The sequence below is a fragment of the Pseudomonas kulmbachensis genome (assembly GCF_963681935.1).
Classification (GTDB): Bacteria; Pseudomonadota; Gammaproteobacteria; order Pseudomonadales; family Pseudomonadaceae; genus Aquipseudomonas; species Aquipseudomonas kulmbachensis.
Window position 1 is genome coordinate 2,942,422 of the sequence record NZ_OY817088.1, and the last position, 14,383, is coordinate 2,956,804.

A 14,383-nucleotide genomic window follows, 5' to 3' on the forward strand; every position below is an offset into this window, starting at 1 on the left:
AGCTCGAAAAAAACGATTGATTATCACGTTTACAACCGCGTTTATTAATGACCACTGCCCGGTTCCCTACTTAAGTTATAAGCACAATTAATAATTAAACTAAGCATGCCAATCGACCTGCACGATTGCGCCAGCGAAAACTTCGCCCTCACCCCGCAAGCCTTGGGCAGCGACTATCACAGTCGACTGATCGTCTAGAACCTGGTCTGTACGCCCATGCGCAGCGTGCGCCCCGGCGCGGGCATAAAACTCTGTGCCAGAGGGTCGAGGTAATAGCGGTCGGTCAGGTTTTGCAGCGAAACGTTCAGGTTGGTGTGGTCCTTCCACTTGTAGTTGAGGAACAGATCAAAAAGCGCTACCTCGCGATAGACCAGTTGCGGTGTGGTAGCACCGGTTTGCCATTGCTCGTCGGCCTTGACCGTCGGGCCAGAGGTATAAGTGGCGCGCCCGCCAACCGTCAGCGTCTGGTCAAAGAAGCGCAGCCCCGTGGTCAGGTTCGCCGCGAAGCGTGGTGGGTTTTGGGTGTTGGAGTAAGACCCCATAAAGCTGCCCGGCGTGCAGTTCGGTGTCTTGCTCAAGTCCTGATAGGGGTTGGAACTGGCGCGCAAGCGGGCCGCGAAGGTCGAATCGCAGGTTTGCGTCTTCAAGTAGTAGGTTGACGACAGGTCTGCAAACACCCGGCCCGCGTCGTAGCGCGACTGCAACTCCAGGCCGCTGGTTTTAAAGCTGTCGGTATTACTGAACTGCATCAGACCCATCAGCCCTGGGCTCGGGTCGTAATAACGGGTGATGTAGTTCTTGATGGTGTTGTTGAAATAGGCAACCTTGATTGCCGCCGAGTCGTTATCCACCAGCAGGTTTTTTTGCAGGGTACTGGCGCCGATTTCCCAATTGCTTGCGCGCTCTGGCTTGAGGCTCTTGCCGGGCATGGTCTGCAATACACCTTGGCTGGTTTCGAACAGTGAAGGCATGCGTAGGCCTTGGGTATAGGACGCGTAGAAAAACGTGTCCGGGGCCAGCTCGATATTGAAGCCGACGGCGGGAGCAAAAGCGCCGCCGCTGTCGCTCTGCTTGCCGGAATACTCATACCCGCTGACCACCTCGCCAACCTGGGACGGATAGACCGTCGATTCGGTAGCGCCAAAGTCGTTGTAACGCGTACCCTCGAAGGGAAAGTTGGTGTTATTGAAGACGATACCGTTGTTCAAACGCGGGTCCGTGGCGTCGGTGTATTGGCCGTTCTGGTCCGGGAACCACATCATGTTGCCGTAGCTTTGCGGGCTGAAAACTCGCAGATAGCGCAACTCACGTTCCTGGTACTGCGCCGTTGCGTGAGCGACGTGATCCTTGGTTCGGTAATAGGTGTAACGACCGCCGCCCCACAGCGTCAGGCTGTCGACCGGTTTGTAGTCCAGCTTGCCGTGCAGGCTGAACTCCTGCCTGGAACCATCACGCAAGCTGCGATTGGCGTTGATATCGTGCTGAGTGGTGACCACGCCTTTTTGCGGACGAAGCTCTTCGACCTGAAACGATCCACCCACGTCCAGCTTCAACCCGCCATAGTCCGTGTCGAACTGCGAGATATTGCCCAGGTCGCCACCAATGCGCCGGTCGGCCTGGCGGGTCCAGTTGCGGTCCGAGCGATAGGCCTGCGAAGCCGGTGCCAGCACCGAGGTCAGGTTGCTGGTTTGGGCATCGGTCATCCACAAATTGGCCTTAAGGTCCACCAACGGATTGCCGCTTGGCAGGTAGTTGTAACGAGCGGTCCAGGTATCGATTTTGGTATGGCCCAGCGGATACTGGTAAATGCCCCCGGTGCCGAAACGGAAAATGTCCGACGGCATGATCTCACCTATCCGCCCGTCGTAGCGGCGAAAGCCTAGGTCAAGGGTATGGTCGTCAGCCGGGCGGATCGTGGTTTTGAGCAGGTACGACTCGGTCTCTGCCGACGAATTCAACACCTCTTCGCCGGGGTTGTAGGTGGTGGCTACCGTCATGTCTTCCCGACCATAGCGGTCAAAGGTACGGTAGCGGTCCTGGCCCTTCTTGCCAGCGAAATAGTTGCCTTGATTACGATGGGCATACGCCGCCACCACATCGAAAAATTCGTGGGTATAAGCAAAGGCGGCACTGCCGGATTCTGCTTCGGAGCCAAGCAGGCCACCACGGTCCCGGTGCGGTTCCGAGTACAGTGTTTCAGTTGCCGAGTGGCCATCGCGAGAGGCGGGAGCGACGCCGTTGTTCCACATGTCGCCCTTCAGACGCAGGCCAACCGTGTTGCCATCGCGTAAAATGTCATCCACCCCCAGGGTGCGCATTTGTACCGTGCCGCCGATGGCGCTTGATGTCAGGCTCGGGCCCTTGTCGATGGTGATGTCGCTGATCAGATCAGGGTCAATGTAGCTGCGCTGCTGGGTGCCGGCATAACCGCGATAGACATCCAGTGCCTGTTGCGAGCCATCGACCGTTACCGCCACCCGGCTTTGCCCCTGAATACCGCGAATATTCACATCCAGGCCACCGCCATTGCGGCTGTCCCCCACCTGCACTCCAGGTTGGCCTTTAAGCACATCGCCCACCGAAATCACGCCAAAGCGCTGCATGTCTTCACCGGAGATATACACGGACGATCGCGGTGCCGAGTAGACTTCCTGGATCGCAGGATCTTCACCTGTGACTTTCTGCGCAGGAAGCATAACCGCCCCGCCCCCCTGAAACAGCTCGAAGCCACCGTCAAGCTGACGCTGGTAGCTCAGGCCGGTTCCTGCCAGCAGCCGCGTCAGACCGGCCTCAGTGCTGAAATCTCCCTGCAGCCCCTTGCTGCTCTTGCCCGCTGTCAGCGTCGCACTCCCCGCCATGCTGATTCGCGCCTGCACGCCGAAACGCGAGAGCGCTTGATCCAGCGGGCCGGCATCAATGCTGAAATGCTGACGCTCATCAGCGGCGAATACAGCTGTGCTGTAAAGCGGTTGCAGGCCCAGAATAAGCAGGCCAAAGGTGCGAACGCATAAAACACTTGCGGGGGAAATCATGCAGGGCTCCTGGAAGTGAAGACCCACCTGTTTCGGTGGGTTATTCCAATAGGCCCCGCCAGTTTTGAAAAACTATCGCGTAGAACAAAAAATAATTTCAGACCGGCACCACAGTGACCCAATAGCGGGTGCGCCGTTCAATACGCACCGGCAACGCATGGGCGACCAATGCCAGCGCAGCATCGGTATCGTCCAGTTCAAAGCTGCCCGTCACGCGCAAGGACGCAACCTGTGCACTGCAGCGCAAAATGCCTGGCCGGTAACGCGACAGTTCGGCCAGCAGAGCATCCAGGCGCATGCGCTCAGCCGGTAGAATGCCCCGTAGCCAGGCCTGGGCCAGAAACGCATCCGAGGGGCTCGCCGGATGGATACCTCCATTGTCTACCCGAGTTTGCCAGCCTTCCCCAAGCAACAATGGCGCCCGGGTATACCGTGAACTGACTTGCACCAGGCCACGCAGCACCGTCACCCGAGTACCCTGTCGATCATGGCGAACCAGCAGATTGGCGCCACGGCTGCGCAGCACGGCGTCGGGTGTGACCAGTTGCAGCTCCACCGATCCGACTTGCGTATCCAGCGCCAGTTCGCCTTCAATCAACTGCACACGCCCACTGTCCGCGTGCAGCTCCACATTTGCCGCGCTGGCAGTGTTCAGCCATAGCAAACTGCCGTCTGCCAGCCGCCAGTGGCGACGCTCACCGGTAGCCGTGCGGTAACTGGCCAGAGCCGAGCGCACATAGGTAGAGTCCGCGCCTTGCCAGGAAATCCCGCCAAACAGGCTGATTGCCAACAAGCACTTGAGTAGCTGCCTACGCCGCTGCGGATCTGCACCGGCAGACTCCAACGCCCTGCGTGCCGTGGCATCGGACAAAAGACTGGCCCCGGGTTGCAACAACAGCACCAGGCTGCTGACACGCTGCCAGGCGTGTTCATGCTCGGCGCTCGCCTGGCGCCATTGCTGCAAAGCCAGATGGTCAGCCGCACTCATAAGCCCGGACTGCAGCCGCACAATCCAGTCGATGGCTAGATCACGAACACCGGGATCAACAGAAACGCCGCTCATTCAAAACGGCTCGCATAACAAACACTGAACGCCTTGCCCATGGCCCGCTGCACCTGGGCCACACTCAGGCTCAACTGCGTGGCAATCTGCGGATAGGTCAAGCCATCGAGCTGGGACAAGAAGAAAATCTGCCGCACCCGGGCAGATAACCCGATCAGTAGCGAATCGAGTTGCAACAGAGTTTCGATCGTCAGGTAGCGCTCTTCGGGAGAAGGCTCCTCGGCCATCGGCCGCGCTGCCAGCGTCTCAAGATAAGCCCGCTCGATTGCCTGGCGACGCCAGCGGTTGATCAGCAGGCCGTTGGCAATCGTCGCCAGAAACGCCATGGGTTGACGCAGTTCCTGCGCATCGTGCTTTGAACGCAGCACGCGGATAAACGTGTCATGAGCCAGGTCCTCGGCATCGGCACTGTGCCCCAATCGCCTGTGCAACCAGCCCCGCAGCCAACCATGATGATTCGCGTACAGCTGCTCGACGGGCGAGACGATCCTGTCGTGAGACATGTGATATTCGCTTGATGTTAATGATAATACTTCTCATTTTATTATTTTTAACGGACGATTGTACAGCGCCGATAATTACTTATGACGTTCTTTGATATATGCCCCAGGCACAGACCGGAATTGTGATCTTGCATTTAATATATGGATATCCGTATATTTGAATAACCATATATCAAGAGCTCCACCCATGCTCAATCCCGCGGCACTTTTCAAATGCCTGGCCGATGAAACACGCGCCAGGACCACCCTGCTGATCGCCCGCGAGGGGGAGTTATGCGTCTGTGAGCTGGTCTGTGCACTGGATGACAGTCAGCCCAAAATATCCCGTCATCTGGCCCAGCTTCGCGGTTGCGGATTGCTGCTCGACCGTCGTCAGGGGCAGTGGGTGTATTACCGGCTCAACCCTGAATTGCCGGAGTGGGTAGGCCGCGTACTTGAAGTCACCTTGCTGGCCAACGCCGACTGGCTTGAGCAAAACAGCCTGCGCCTCAATGCCATGGGCGACCGCCCACTCAATACTACTGCTTGCTGCTGACCCGGCATCTGTCGAGACTTCTTATGTTCATAGCATTCGCGATTTTTTTACTTACCTTGGTCCTGGTTATCTGGCAACCCAAAGGCCTGGGTGTGGGCTGGAGCGCTTCCTTCGGCGCGGGGCTGGCTCTGATTGCAGGCGTCGTGTCGTTCCATGATATTGCGCTGGTGTGGGCCATTGTCTGGAATGCCACCGCCACATTTATCGCCGTTATCATCATCAGCCTGTTGCTCGACGAGGCGGGGTTTTTTCAGTGGGCAGCACTGCATGTGGCGCGCTGGGCCAAAGGCGACGGCCGTAGGTTGTTCGTGTTTACCGTGTTGCTGGGGGCCGGGGTATCCGCCCTGTTTGCCAATGACGGTGCCGCCCTGATCCTGACCCCCATCGTTATTTCGATACTGCTCGCTTTACGCTTTTCTCCTGCCTCGACCCTGGCCTTTGTCATGGCCGCAGGTTTTATTGCCGATACCGCCAGCTTGCCGCTGGTGGTCTCTAACCTCGTCAATATCGTTTCGGCGGACTATTTCGGCCTGGGCTTCAGTGAATACGCTGCGGTCATGGTGCCGGTCAACCTGGTTGCCGTAGCCGCCACGCTGCTGGTGCTGTACGGGTTTTTCCGGCGTGACATTCCACGGCATTACTCGCTGGAAGACTTGCCCGAGCCACGGGATGCCATTCGTGACCCACTTACCTTCTATGTCGGCTGGGCCGTTTTGCTCTTGTTGCTCACAGGACTGTTCGCGCTGGAGCCGATGGGCATTCCGATCAGTGCCATTGCTGCGGTGTGCGCCGCCCTGCTGTTCGCGGTCGCAGCGCGCGGCCACGTCATTTCCACCCGACGCGTGCTGCGTGAAGCGCCCTGGCAGGTGGTGACGTTCTCGCTGGGCATGTACCTGGTGGTTTACGGGATGAAAAATGCCGGGCTGACCACCTGGCTGACGATGGCCCTCAACTCTATGGCCGAACTCGGGCTCTGGGGGGCAACCTTGGGGACGGGCGTGCTGGCGGCGCTGTTGTCTTCGGTCATGAATAACATGCCTGGGGTGTTGCTTGGCGCGTTGTCGATTCAAGCCAGTGATGCCAGCGGCGTGATCCGCGAGGCCATGATCTACGCCAATGTCATCGGCTCTGACCTGGGCCCCAAAATCACCCCCATCGGTAGCCTGGCCACACTGCTCTGGCTGCATGTTCTGGAGCGCAAGGGGATCCGCATCACTTGGGGTTACTACTGCAAGACCGGATTGATCCTGACCCTGCCAATTTTGCTTGTCACCCTGTCAGCCCTGGCCTTGCGCCTGAGCGTTTAAGAGGAAAGACCATGCGCGTTTTGTTTATGTGTACCGCCAATAGCTGTCGCAGCATCTTGTCTGAAGCCATGTTCAACCATCTTGCACCGCAGGGCTTCCAGGCCATCAGTGCCGGCAGCTTTCCGAAGGGGCAGGTCTTGCCCCGCAGCCTGACTACCTTGCAAGAGGCCGGAATCGATATCGATGGTTTGAGCAGTAAAGGTAATGACGCCTTCCAGAGCAACCCGCCGGATATTGTCATTACCGTCTGCGACAAGGCCGCCGGTGAGGCGTGCCCGGTATATTTCGGGCCCGCGCTCAAAGCCCACTGGGGGTTGGAAGACCCTTCAGAGGTCAAGGGCGACGAGGCAACCGTCGCGGCCGCCTTTCACGCCACCCTGGCGCACATCGAAACGCGCTGCCGGGCGTTCCTCGCCCTACCCTTTGCCCAACTTGAGCCCGCGGCACTAAAGCGCGAACTCGACCGCATCAGCACCCTGTAACGGTAAATTCCGGCAATTCACAGATGCCTGAATACTGCTGCCGCGATGACCCCTGCCGCAATCGCGGGCAGAGGTTTCTTGAGCAGCAGCATTACCACTGCCGTGGTCAGCAAGGCCAGCCGTGCGCCGTTATCACCGTTAAGCGCCAAGGGCGCCAGGAGTGCGACCAGTACTGAGCCAGACATGGCGCTGATAAACTGCTGCACCCGGTAGTTGATGGGCACGAAGGACATGACGAAGACGCCCCCCAGGCGCGTGACCAGAGTCACCACGGCCATGATAAGGATGATGATAAATGCGCCGTAGCCTGCGCTATCAATGCTCATTTCTTCTTCTCCATCCAGACCGCACCCAGCACACCACCGGCCAATGCGCCGACTACTACATGGCTATTTTCCGGCAAATACCGGTGTGCCAGCAGTGATGAGGCGGCTGCCACGCACCAGATAATCAGCATGCGCAGGTTCTTTTGCCCGCCGATCACCATCGCCAGCAGAAAGCAGCCCATCACCATGTCCAGCCCAAGACTTACCGGGTCCTGGATTTCGCTGCCGAAATACACGCCCAGCCAACTGCCCAGTACCCAGGCCGCCCACAGGGCAATGCCGCCGCCCAAAATCAGGCCAACACCTGATTTGCCGCTGTTGAACGATTGCATCGACATCGCCCAGTTGGCATCCGAGATCACCATCATCACCCCGTAGCGCTTGGCAGCGGGAAGCTCGCGCAACCAGGGATACAAGGTCGCACCCATCAGAAGGTGTCGGGCATTGATCGCAAACACCGTAACGATCAAAGGAACAACAGGAACCTGCGCGCCCCATAGATCGAGAGCAGCAAATTGTGACGCCCCGGCAAATACCAGGGCGCTCATCAGCAGACTCGACGAATCGTCCAGCCCGGTCTGCGCAGCGGCAAGACCAAAGGCTACCCCGAAGACCACCACAAACAGGGATATGGGCAAGAGCTGTTTGAAGCCATCCCATACCTCGCTCCAATCCAGCTCGACCGAGCGTTTATCCGCACTCAACAAAACATCATCTCCTTTGTGCTTCGACATGCTGCTTTTTTGCCAGCATTTTGTGGGTTCGAATTTAATCCAGAAAGGCCAACAAGTGTTAGAGCCTGATTCGACTTTCGAATAACCACAACCGACACAGTACTTGAAGAATTTGCAGAGGGTTTGGTGCTGCGCATGACCGGGAGACCAGCGCCTCTCACAAGAAAGGCGCCGGGTTTGTTCATATATTCAGATCGGCAAGACGCCATACTGATATGTCACTAAAACACCCGGTTCCGTTGACGGCAAAAGCGCTGGCCAACAGGCTGTCGTGGCGCGGGTAAATCCGACTGCTCAAGGTATAGGCACCATCGTCGACAAACACTTCGATCGACGAGCGATCAAGGAAAATCCGCAGCGCGATACGGGTTTGCTCCGCAGCAATCGGTACGCTGCGAACACCGCTCACACCGGCCCCCGAGCTTTGCCGGTCGAGTACCAGGCGGCGAGCCATCGCATCGAAATACAGCAAGGTGCGCTCCTTCCCGTCTTCGCTACAGCGCAGCGCCAAGCCAAAGCGCTCGGCGCTGCTGCCCGTCAGGTCGAGTTCAAGCTCGAACTCCAGAAGCGCGCCCTGCACATCGAGTACACAACTACCGGACTTGACCTCGCAGCTCTGCAACAGGGTCTGCGATTGCCTCAGCGCCGCCAGTTCACGGGCGGGACGCATGCGCAGCCGTTCACCGTCACGGCTCAACTCACGCGGCAACGATAGCGCTCCGCACCAATGATCGGCCTGAGTGGGCATCGGGCTCTCCCACATATCCATCCAGGCCCACAGCAGGCGGCGCCCGTCTGGCGCCAACAGGGTCTGTGCGGCATAAAAATCGTGGCCGTGATCCAGCTCATGCAGATCACCGCGCACATGGAAGCAGCCGCTGTCATCCAGCTGGCCTGTTCGATAGCTGTTCTGAAACAGGTTCCAGTTATCGTAACCGGCGGGTTTCAGACCTTGCGGCGAATATAGAAAAAAATCGCGCCCATCCAGTTCAAAAATATCCGGGCATTCCCACATATAGCCATCCGGAACGCGTTGCCCCTGCAGCGCGCAGCCCAGATACTCCCAGTCATGCAAATCCCGGGAGCGGTAGAGTAAAAGCTGTGGGTCGTCGCCCTGGCGAGCACCCAGTGCCATCCACCATTGGCCATCCCGGTTCCAGACCTTTGGATCACGCCAATGCATGACCGAGGGATCCGGTGGCGTTTGCAGGACCACGCCATGCTTGGTGAAATTAATCCCGTCCGTGCTGCTGGCCAGGCATTGCACTTGGCGAATCTTGTCGTCATCGCGCACCTCCCCCAGCCAGAGGTGCCCGGTGTAGATCAAGTACAAGGTATCGTCCAACACCACCGCCGAACCTGAAAAACAGCCGTCCCGATCGTAAGCTTCACTCGGCGCCAGGGCGATGGGCAAATGCTCCCAATGCACCAGGTCAGAGCTTTTGGCATGCCCCCAGTGCATCGGTCCCCACTGCGCTGAATAGGGATGGTGTTGATAAAACAGGTGGTATTCGCCGCGAAAAAACACCAGGCCATTCGGGTCGTTCATCCATCCCGCTGGCGGTGACAAGTGATAGCCAAGGCGATAGTCATTACCTCGTTCAGGCAATTTCTTTTCGATGGCGCGATGCGCTTGATCCAGCAGTGCAGCGTGCATGGCTTGGTCCTTACTTAAGGTTCATAACGGGTGACTGATTGAGCAATGGCGGGCAGTTCCCGCACCTGCAAGGCAGCGGATTTTTCTCCAGGGCGCAGCGGATCCGCGCGCAACAAGGTCCAGGACAGCACCAGACAAATGCCGACAAGTCCGGACATCAGAATGTAAACGTTGGCAAAGCCAAACTGGTCATAGCCAAAACCCACCAGCGGCGACAGCAGCATCGCCGTCAGTTGCTGGGCGAACTGGAAGCCCACCAGATAGATGGAAGCCGACAGGCGTGAATCAAAGTTCAGCGAAATATATTTGAATACCGAAACCAGCAGGATCGGAACTTCAATGGCGTGCATCATCTTGCAGGCCGCAACAGTCCAGACGTCTGTGGCCAGCCCGGAGCCAAGAATGCGCACAAACATGATGGCGCCAGCCAGTATCAACCCGTATTTGGCACCGGTACGGCTGACCACCCAAGGCGCCAGCAACAACAAGGCCGCCTCAAGCAATACCTGGCTTGAGTTCAAATAACCGTAGGCACTGGTCCCTTCTTGTGGTGTGGAAAAGAAGGATGAGAAATACACCGGGAACTGTTGTTCGTAGATCATGTAAATCCCGCAAACACCGGTCAGGTACACGCTGAATGCCCAGAAACGGGGCATCTTGAGCAACTGCCAGAGATCATCCAGATGCACCGGAGCCACTGCTGCGCCGGTATTCACGCCCTTTTGATGAAACCTGCTCAGATCCAATTGAGACAAAATCAGCAAGAAAGCGATCCCGGCTGCACTGCTCATGTAAAAGGCGATGTCAGGGTCAATGTTGAAGACCACGCCCACTACACATGTCGCCGCCGCCCAACCTAAAGACCCCCACATTCTGGTAGTGCCGAACTCGAACCCCATATGCCGTGAAAGGCGTTCGGTATAGCTCTCGATCACGCCAACGCCCGCGAGCATCGCAAGCGCCAGGAAAGCAGCGCCGACAATCGCCCCCAACACTACGTTTTCAGCCAGTAAATTGGCATACACGTAAATTGCGAACGGCGCCGAAGCACAGAGCAGAATGCCAATCCAGACCAGCAGCTTCTTCGACAGCCCGAGCCGGTCCTGAAGTGCGCCATAGAACGGTTGAATCAGCAGTGCCGCCACGGCATTGGCGGCGAACACATACCCGGTTTCCGTACCGCTGAGGCCTATCACTCGATGAAGCCATATAGAGAAAAGGGAGTAACTGGAAGACCACGCGAAAAAGAAAAAAAACAGCAAACCACTAATAAGCCAGTACTCACGTTTGACCGTCAGTTGCATGTGATGCCCCAATTATTTTTATTTAAGTTAACGTTAACATTTGCTCCATTATTACGCGCGGCAAACGCTTCGCTGTCAAGGTCCTGGAGTGCACACATACTCAAAAAGATCGTGTTGGCTGCATCACGGGGCTGCTGGGAGTGGGCTTGCTCACGATCGAATTGAATCCGGCTTGCGCCTGAAACCATCAATCACGATGTACAGCAACGGCCCTATGGACACAAAAACCGCCGTCACCAGCAAGTAAGGCAGCACCGATGCCAGCGATCGGCCTTTGGCACGTGCATCCCGGTACATCCAGATGCAGGCCATGACCGCGAGCAAATAGAGATCGATGACAACTTGAGCCGTGCCCGGGCTCGACATCAACCCAAGCCCGAACGCAATCAGCGACTGGTCGGCCTGCAGCATCGTGAATGCCGTGTATACACAGAAGCCCAGCAATACAGCGAGGGCGATATAAGGTCGGTTCATTGGCTTATCCGATTGAGGAGTACGGGCAATAAGTAAGTGATACTTTTGCCCCATCAGCAATGACCTCACAGGTCATGGACTGAACCCTGTGTCACTGCCAGAGTTAACGCATGAGCATCCAACCGTTCCCCCGCCCCACCCCCCCGATAACTGCCGGCCCGCAGCTTCGATTATTGCGGCGTCAGGCCCGATTGAGCCAACTGGATCTGGCCTTGATCACGGGTATTTCCCAGCGCCATTTGAGTTGCATTGAAACCGGGCGGGCCAAACCGAGCCCCGGTACATTGCATAACCTGTTGATGGCCCTTGAAGTCCCGCTGGAACACTGCAACAGCCTGTTTCTGGCCGCGGGTTACGCGCCACGCTACAAGACCACTGAGCTCTCCTCTGCGGCAATGACAGCGGTGCGTGACGCCATTAGCCATGTGCTGCACGCCAACAACCCCGCCCCGGCGATTGTGCTGGGCAGTCACTGGGAAGTCCTGGCCGCCAACGCCAGCACCGGTGTGTTGTTCGACTTGGTCGGGCTGCCCACGGATTCAGCACAGGAATTGAATTTGCTGACCACGCTGCTGCAACCCGGTGGTCTGGGCGACCACTTGATCAACCCCGAAGAAATAAGACGCCTGGCCTGGCAGAGAGCAACTCGCGAAGCTCTGGACAACCCCACACTGGCCAGCCTTCTGCAAACCCTCACCGCCCCGGACTACTGCGCATCAATGGCCAGCGAGTTGCCGCCGCTGGTGTTGACCCGCATCAGAACACCCCAGGGCGAGCTGAACTTTATGTCCACTTTCACCACGTTCGGCATGCCGCTGGATATCACCGTGACCTCATTGCGTATCGAACACTTGATCCCGGCCGACGCGCAAACCTGGCAAACCATGACCGCTGCGTATGAGCGGTCACTGTGCTGAGTCGTATCAAGGGGAGTGTTATCAGCTCTGGCAGAACCGAATCCGGTTACCGAACGGATCATGGACTTCAAGAACCTGCCCCCAGCCTTGCTGGACAACTTCCGGTCGACCATACCCATAGCGTTTACCTAGCAGCTCGTCGCGAAGCAGCTGGATATTGTGCATCGGGACAAATACCGTCGAGCCCGGGCTGGCATCGCCATGATGCTCCGACAGATGCAATTGCAGACCAGCGCGGCCAATCCCCAGATACAACGGTAAATCCGCTTCAAAGCGATGCTCGAACTCAACACTGAAACCCAGAAAGTCCAGATAGAACTCCCGTGCCTTGGCTTCGTCGAACATGCGCAATATGGGGATGGGTTTGTCGAACGTGACAGCAGGCACTGTGCTCTCGTGGGGGAGCCGGGTGCAGGCGGTATTCCAGTCCTTGTAACCCAATTGCAGGGCGACCAGTTCAAGGGCGATGGAGTGAGAGACCTCCTGATTGCGCTCCTGCAGCGAGGCTCGCAAGCTCTTGGCCATTTGTTTGGCTTTCTCGATTGACAACATGACTGCTCCTGGAGTCGAAGACTTTTGGTGCTCGCGTTGCCAAACCTCGACCGTCAAGAGAGATACGACAGGGCTTGAAAAGGAATGCTTTCACCTTCCCCATCGGGAGCGAGCGGCGGGCAGCATCGGCCAGTGCCGATAGTACACACCCGCCGCCTCGAGTCACAACCTCAGCCCGTAATTGTTACTTTGTAGCCGCTGAGGAGCGTAGCGAGGCTGCGTCCGGCTGCGCAGCAGGCGTAGAGTCAGATCATGCGGTGTATCAGGAGATTCCGGCACTTAGGTTTTACGACTGCGGCGCAGCCTCGCCAGCAGCTACTGACCCTGCACTACCCCCATGGCCCAGACCCAGCGGGTGATAACGAAGAATCGCGAGTGCTCATTCAATACTTGATCGACGGTAGAAACGCCTCGGCCAATACCGATGAAACCCTGCCGCTGCCATTGCCCACCACCCTGGCTGATGGCCTGTCCACGGTAGACGTGGGTGGCGAGGCCTTTCGCGTACTGGTCAGGACCACCGCACGGGGCGAACGGATTGCCGTTGCCCAGGAAGTAGACGCCCGCAACAAGGACGCCCGCGAAAGTGCCTGGCGCAGTTTGTTGCCCTTTCTGATTCTGTTTCCAGTCCTGCTGCTGGTAGTCAGTGATCTGGTGCGCAAATTGTTTCGTCCTATCGCGACCCTCGCCGCGCAAATCGACCAGCGTGCCGAGCAGGAGCTGCACCCGATTGACGAGCAGCATCTACCCACCGAAATCCGCCCCTTTGTGGTGGCCATCAACCGCCTGCTCGCACGCGTTGCGCTGTCCATGGACAGCCAGCGCCGGTTTGTCGCCGATGCTGCCCATGAACTGCGCTCGCCCATGACCGCGCTGTCACTGCAAGCCGAGCGACTGGCCGCGACCGAGATGCCGCCCCAAGCCCGCGAACGTTTGCAGCCGCTGTCCCTGGGCATTGAACGCAGCAGGCAACTGATCGACCAATTACTCAGCCTGGCCGCCGCGCAATTTGCCTCGCAGCGTCCGCAAACCAGCGTTTCAGTGCATGCCGTGTATCGCCGGGTACTGGAAGATTTGTTGCCGCTGGCCGAACGCAAACAACTCGATATCGGGGTGGAGGGCGTGGAGGATGTGCAAGTCATGATCAACGAAATGGATCTGTTTACCCTGGTCAAAAACCTCACCGATAACGCGATCCGCTACACCCCTGAAGGCGGCAAAATCGATCTTTGCGTAGACCTGATCCAGGGCAACGCGCGCCTGCAGATCAAGGACACGGGGCCAGGCATTGCCCTCGAAGAGCAGGCCCGCATTTTTGATCCGTTCTATCGCAGCCTGGGCTCCGGTGAGACGGGCTCCGGGCTGGGGCTTTCAATCGTCAAGGCGATTGCCGAACGCATCGGCGCCAGGGTTGAACTGGATTTTTCGGATAAGCTCAACCACAGCGGTCTATGTGTCTCGGTCTGGTTGAACACCGGCCTGCGCTGACACCAAAGC

At 57.8% G+C, this 14,383-nt stretch carries 13 protein-coding genes and 1 pseudogene; 5 read left to right on the plus strand and 9 right to left on the minus strand.

The genetic code is table 11. The features are described 5' to 3' along the window. Positions 1-194: 194 nt before the first annotated feature. From U5A05_RS13440 to U5A05_RS13450, 3 genes are all read right to left on the minus strand, one after another. Positions 195-3,032, minus strand: coding sequence for a TonB-dependent receptor (locus U5A05_RS13440; RefSeq protein WP_321833309.1), 2,838 nt, complete (start codon positions 3,030-3,032; stop codon positions 195-197). A 97-nt stretch (positions 3,033-3,129) separates the two neighbouring features. After that, positions 3,130-4,095 (minus strand): FecR domain-containing protein, encoded by a 966-nt coding sequence (locus U5A05_RS13445; RefSeq protein ID WP_321833311.1) that lies wholly within the window; start codon positions 4,093-4,095, stop codon positions 3,130-3,132. Beyond that, positions 4,092-4,598, minus strand: coding sequence for a sigma-70 family RNA polymerase sigma factor (locus U5A05_RS13450; protein ID WP_321833312.1), 507 nt, complete (start codon positions 4,596-4,598; stop codon positions 4,092-4,094). The genes U5A05_RS13445 and U5A05_RS13450 overlap by 4 nt, the downstream gene beginning before the upstream one ends. Before the next feature lie 187 nt (positions 4,599-4,785). On the opposite strand from U5A05_RS13450, the gene U5A05_RS13455 reads away from it, so the two are divergent. The 3 genes from U5A05_RS13455 to U5A05_RS13465 are packed head-to-tail and all read left to right on the plus strand — an operon-like array spanning position 4,786 to position 6,922. After that, positions 4,786-5,133, plus strand: a complete 348-nt coding sequence (locus tag U5A05_RS13455; RefSeq protein ID WP_321833314.1) for a metalloregulator ArsR/SmtB family transcription factor — start codon at positions 4,786-4,788, stop codon at positions 5,131-5,133. Positions 5,134-5,156: 23 nt separating this feature from the next. Further along, entirely contained in the window at positions 5,157-6,440 is a 1,284-nt protein-coding gene (locus tag U5A05_RS13460; RefSeq protein WP_261738394.1) for an arsenic transporter, read from the plus strand. Between the two features lie 11 nt (positions 6,441-6,451). Continuing rightward, positions 6,452-6,922 (plus strand): arsenate reductase ArsC, encoded by a 471-nt coding sequence (locus tag U5A05_RS13465; RefSeq protein ID WP_261738395.1) that lies wholly within the window; start codon positions 6,452-6,454, stop codon positions 6,920-6,922. A 17-nt stretch (positions 6,923-6,939) separates the two neighbouring features. Here the strand turns inward: U5A05_RS13465 and U5A05_RS13470 are convergent, their stop codons facing one another. The 5 genes from U5A05_RS13470 to U5A05_RS13490 all read right to left on the minus strand — a co-directional run bounded on the left by U5A05_RS13470 (position 6,940) and on the right by U5A05_RS13490 (position 11,417). Next, positions 6,940-7,248, minus strand: coding sequence for an AzlD family protein (locus U5A05_RS13470; RefSeq protein ID WP_261738396.1), 309 nt, complete (start codon positions 7,246-7,248; stop codon positions 6,940-6,942). Then, complete coding sequence (locus tag U5A05_RS13475; RefSeq protein ID WP_321836513.1) at positions 7,245-7,955, minus strand: AzlC family ABC transporter permease; 711 nt, start codon at positions 7,953-7,955, stop codon at positions 7,245-7,247. The genes U5A05_RS13470 and U5A05_RS13475 overlap by 4 nt, the downstream gene beginning before the upstream one ends. Positions 7,956-8,163: 208 nt before the next feature. Further along, a complete protein-coding gene (locus U5A05_RS13480; protein WP_321833319.1) occupies positions 8,164-9,639 on the minus strand; it encodes a glycoside hydrolase family 32 protein in 1,476 nt (491 codons plus the stop codon). 14 nt (positions 9,640-9,653) lie between these two features. Next, complete coding sequence (locus U5A05_RS13485) at positions 9,654-10,943, minus strand: MFS transporter (RefSeq protein ID WP_261738399.1); 1,290 nt, start codon at positions 10,941-10,943, stop codon at positions 9,654-9,656. Positions 10,944-11,093: 150 nt separating this feature from the next. Next, entirely contained in the window at positions 11,094-11,417 is a 324-nt protein-coding gene (locus U5A05_RS13490) for a DUF2834 domain-containing protein (protein WP_321833320.1), read from the minus strand. A 110-nt stretch (positions 11,418-11,527) separates the two neighbouring features. Between U5A05_RS13490 and U5A05_RS13495 the strand changes: the two genes are divergently transcribed. Continuing rightward, complete coding sequence (locus U5A05_RS13495) at positions 11,528-12,334, plus strand: helix-turn-helix domain-containing protein (protein ID WP_321833323.1); 807 nt, start codon at positions 11,528-11,530, stop codon at positions 12,332-12,334. Between the two features lie 21 nt (positions 12,335-12,355). Here U5A05_RS13495 and U5A05_RS13500 read toward each other — a convergent pair whose 3' ends face one another. Then, on the minus strand, positions 12,356-12,886 hold the full coding sequence (locus U5A05_RS13500) for a glyoxalase superfamily protein (RefSeq protein WP_321833326.1): 531 nt from the start codon (positions 12,884-12,886) through the stop codon (positions 12,356-12,358). A gap of 309 nt (positions 12,887-13,195) precedes the next feature. Between U5A05_RS13500 and U5A05_RS13505 the strand changes: the two are divergent. Further along, positions 13,196-14,374: pseudogene (locus U5A05_RS13505) on the plus strand (ATP-binding protein); the annotation flags it as partial. Positions 14,375-14,383: the final 9 nt, after the last annotated feature.

What these genes read in the sequence shown, in the direction of transcription:
- U5A05_RS13470 (WP_261738396.1), bottom strand. Translation starts at nt 7,248, where the DNA reads ATGAGCATTGATAGCGCAGGCTACGGCGCATTTATCATCATCCTTATC.
- U5A05_RS13445 (WP_321833311.1), bottom strand. Translation starts at nt 4,095, where the DNA reads ATGAGCGGCGTTTCTGTTGATCCCGGTGTTCGTGATCTAGCCATCGAC.
- U5A05_RS13480 (WP_321833319.1), bottom strand. Translation starts at nt 9,639, where the DNA reads ATGCACGCTGCACTGCTGGATCAAGCGCATCGCGCCATCGAAAAGAAA.
- U5A05_RS13485 (WP_261738399.1), bottom strand. Translation starts at nt 10,943, where the DNA reads ATGCAACTGACGGTCAAACGTGAGTACTGGCTTATTAGTGGTTTGCTG.
- U5A05_RS13490 (WP_321833320.1), bottom strand. Translation starts at nt 11,417, where the DNA reads ATGAACCGACCTTATATCGCCCTCGCTGTATTGCTGGGCTTCTGTGTA.
- U5A05_RS13440 (WP_321833309.1), bottom strand. Translation starts at nt 3,032, where the DNA reads ATGATTTCCCCCGCAAGTGTTTTATGCGTTCGCACCTTTGGCCTGCTT.
- U5A05_RS13495 (WP_321833323.1), top strand. Translation starts at nt 11,528, where the DNA reads ATGAGCATCCAACCGTTCCCCCGCCCCACCCCCCCGATAACTGCCGGC.
- U5A05_RS13455 (WP_321833314.1), top strand. Translation starts at nt 4,786, where the DNA reads ATGCTCAATCCCGCGGCACTTTTCAAATGCCTGGCCGATGAAACACGC.
- U5A05_RS13465 (WP_261738395.1), top strand. Translation starts at nt 6,452, where the DNA reads ATGCGCGTTTTGTTTATGTGTACCGCCAATAGCTGTCGCAGCATCTTG.
- U5A05_RS13500 (WP_321833326.1), bottom strand. Translation starts at nt 12,886, where the DNA reads ATGTTGTCAATCGAGAAAGCCAAACAAATGGCCAAGAGCTTGCGAGCC.
- U5A05_RS13450 (WP_321833312.1), bottom strand. Translation starts at nt 4,598, where the DNA reads ATGTCTCACGACAGGATCGTCTCGCCCGTCGAGCAGCTGTACGCGAAT.
- U5A05_RS13460 (WP_261738394.1), top strand. Translation starts at nt 5,157, where the DNA reads ATGTTCATAGCATTCGCGATTTTTTTACTTACCTTGGTCCTGGTTATC.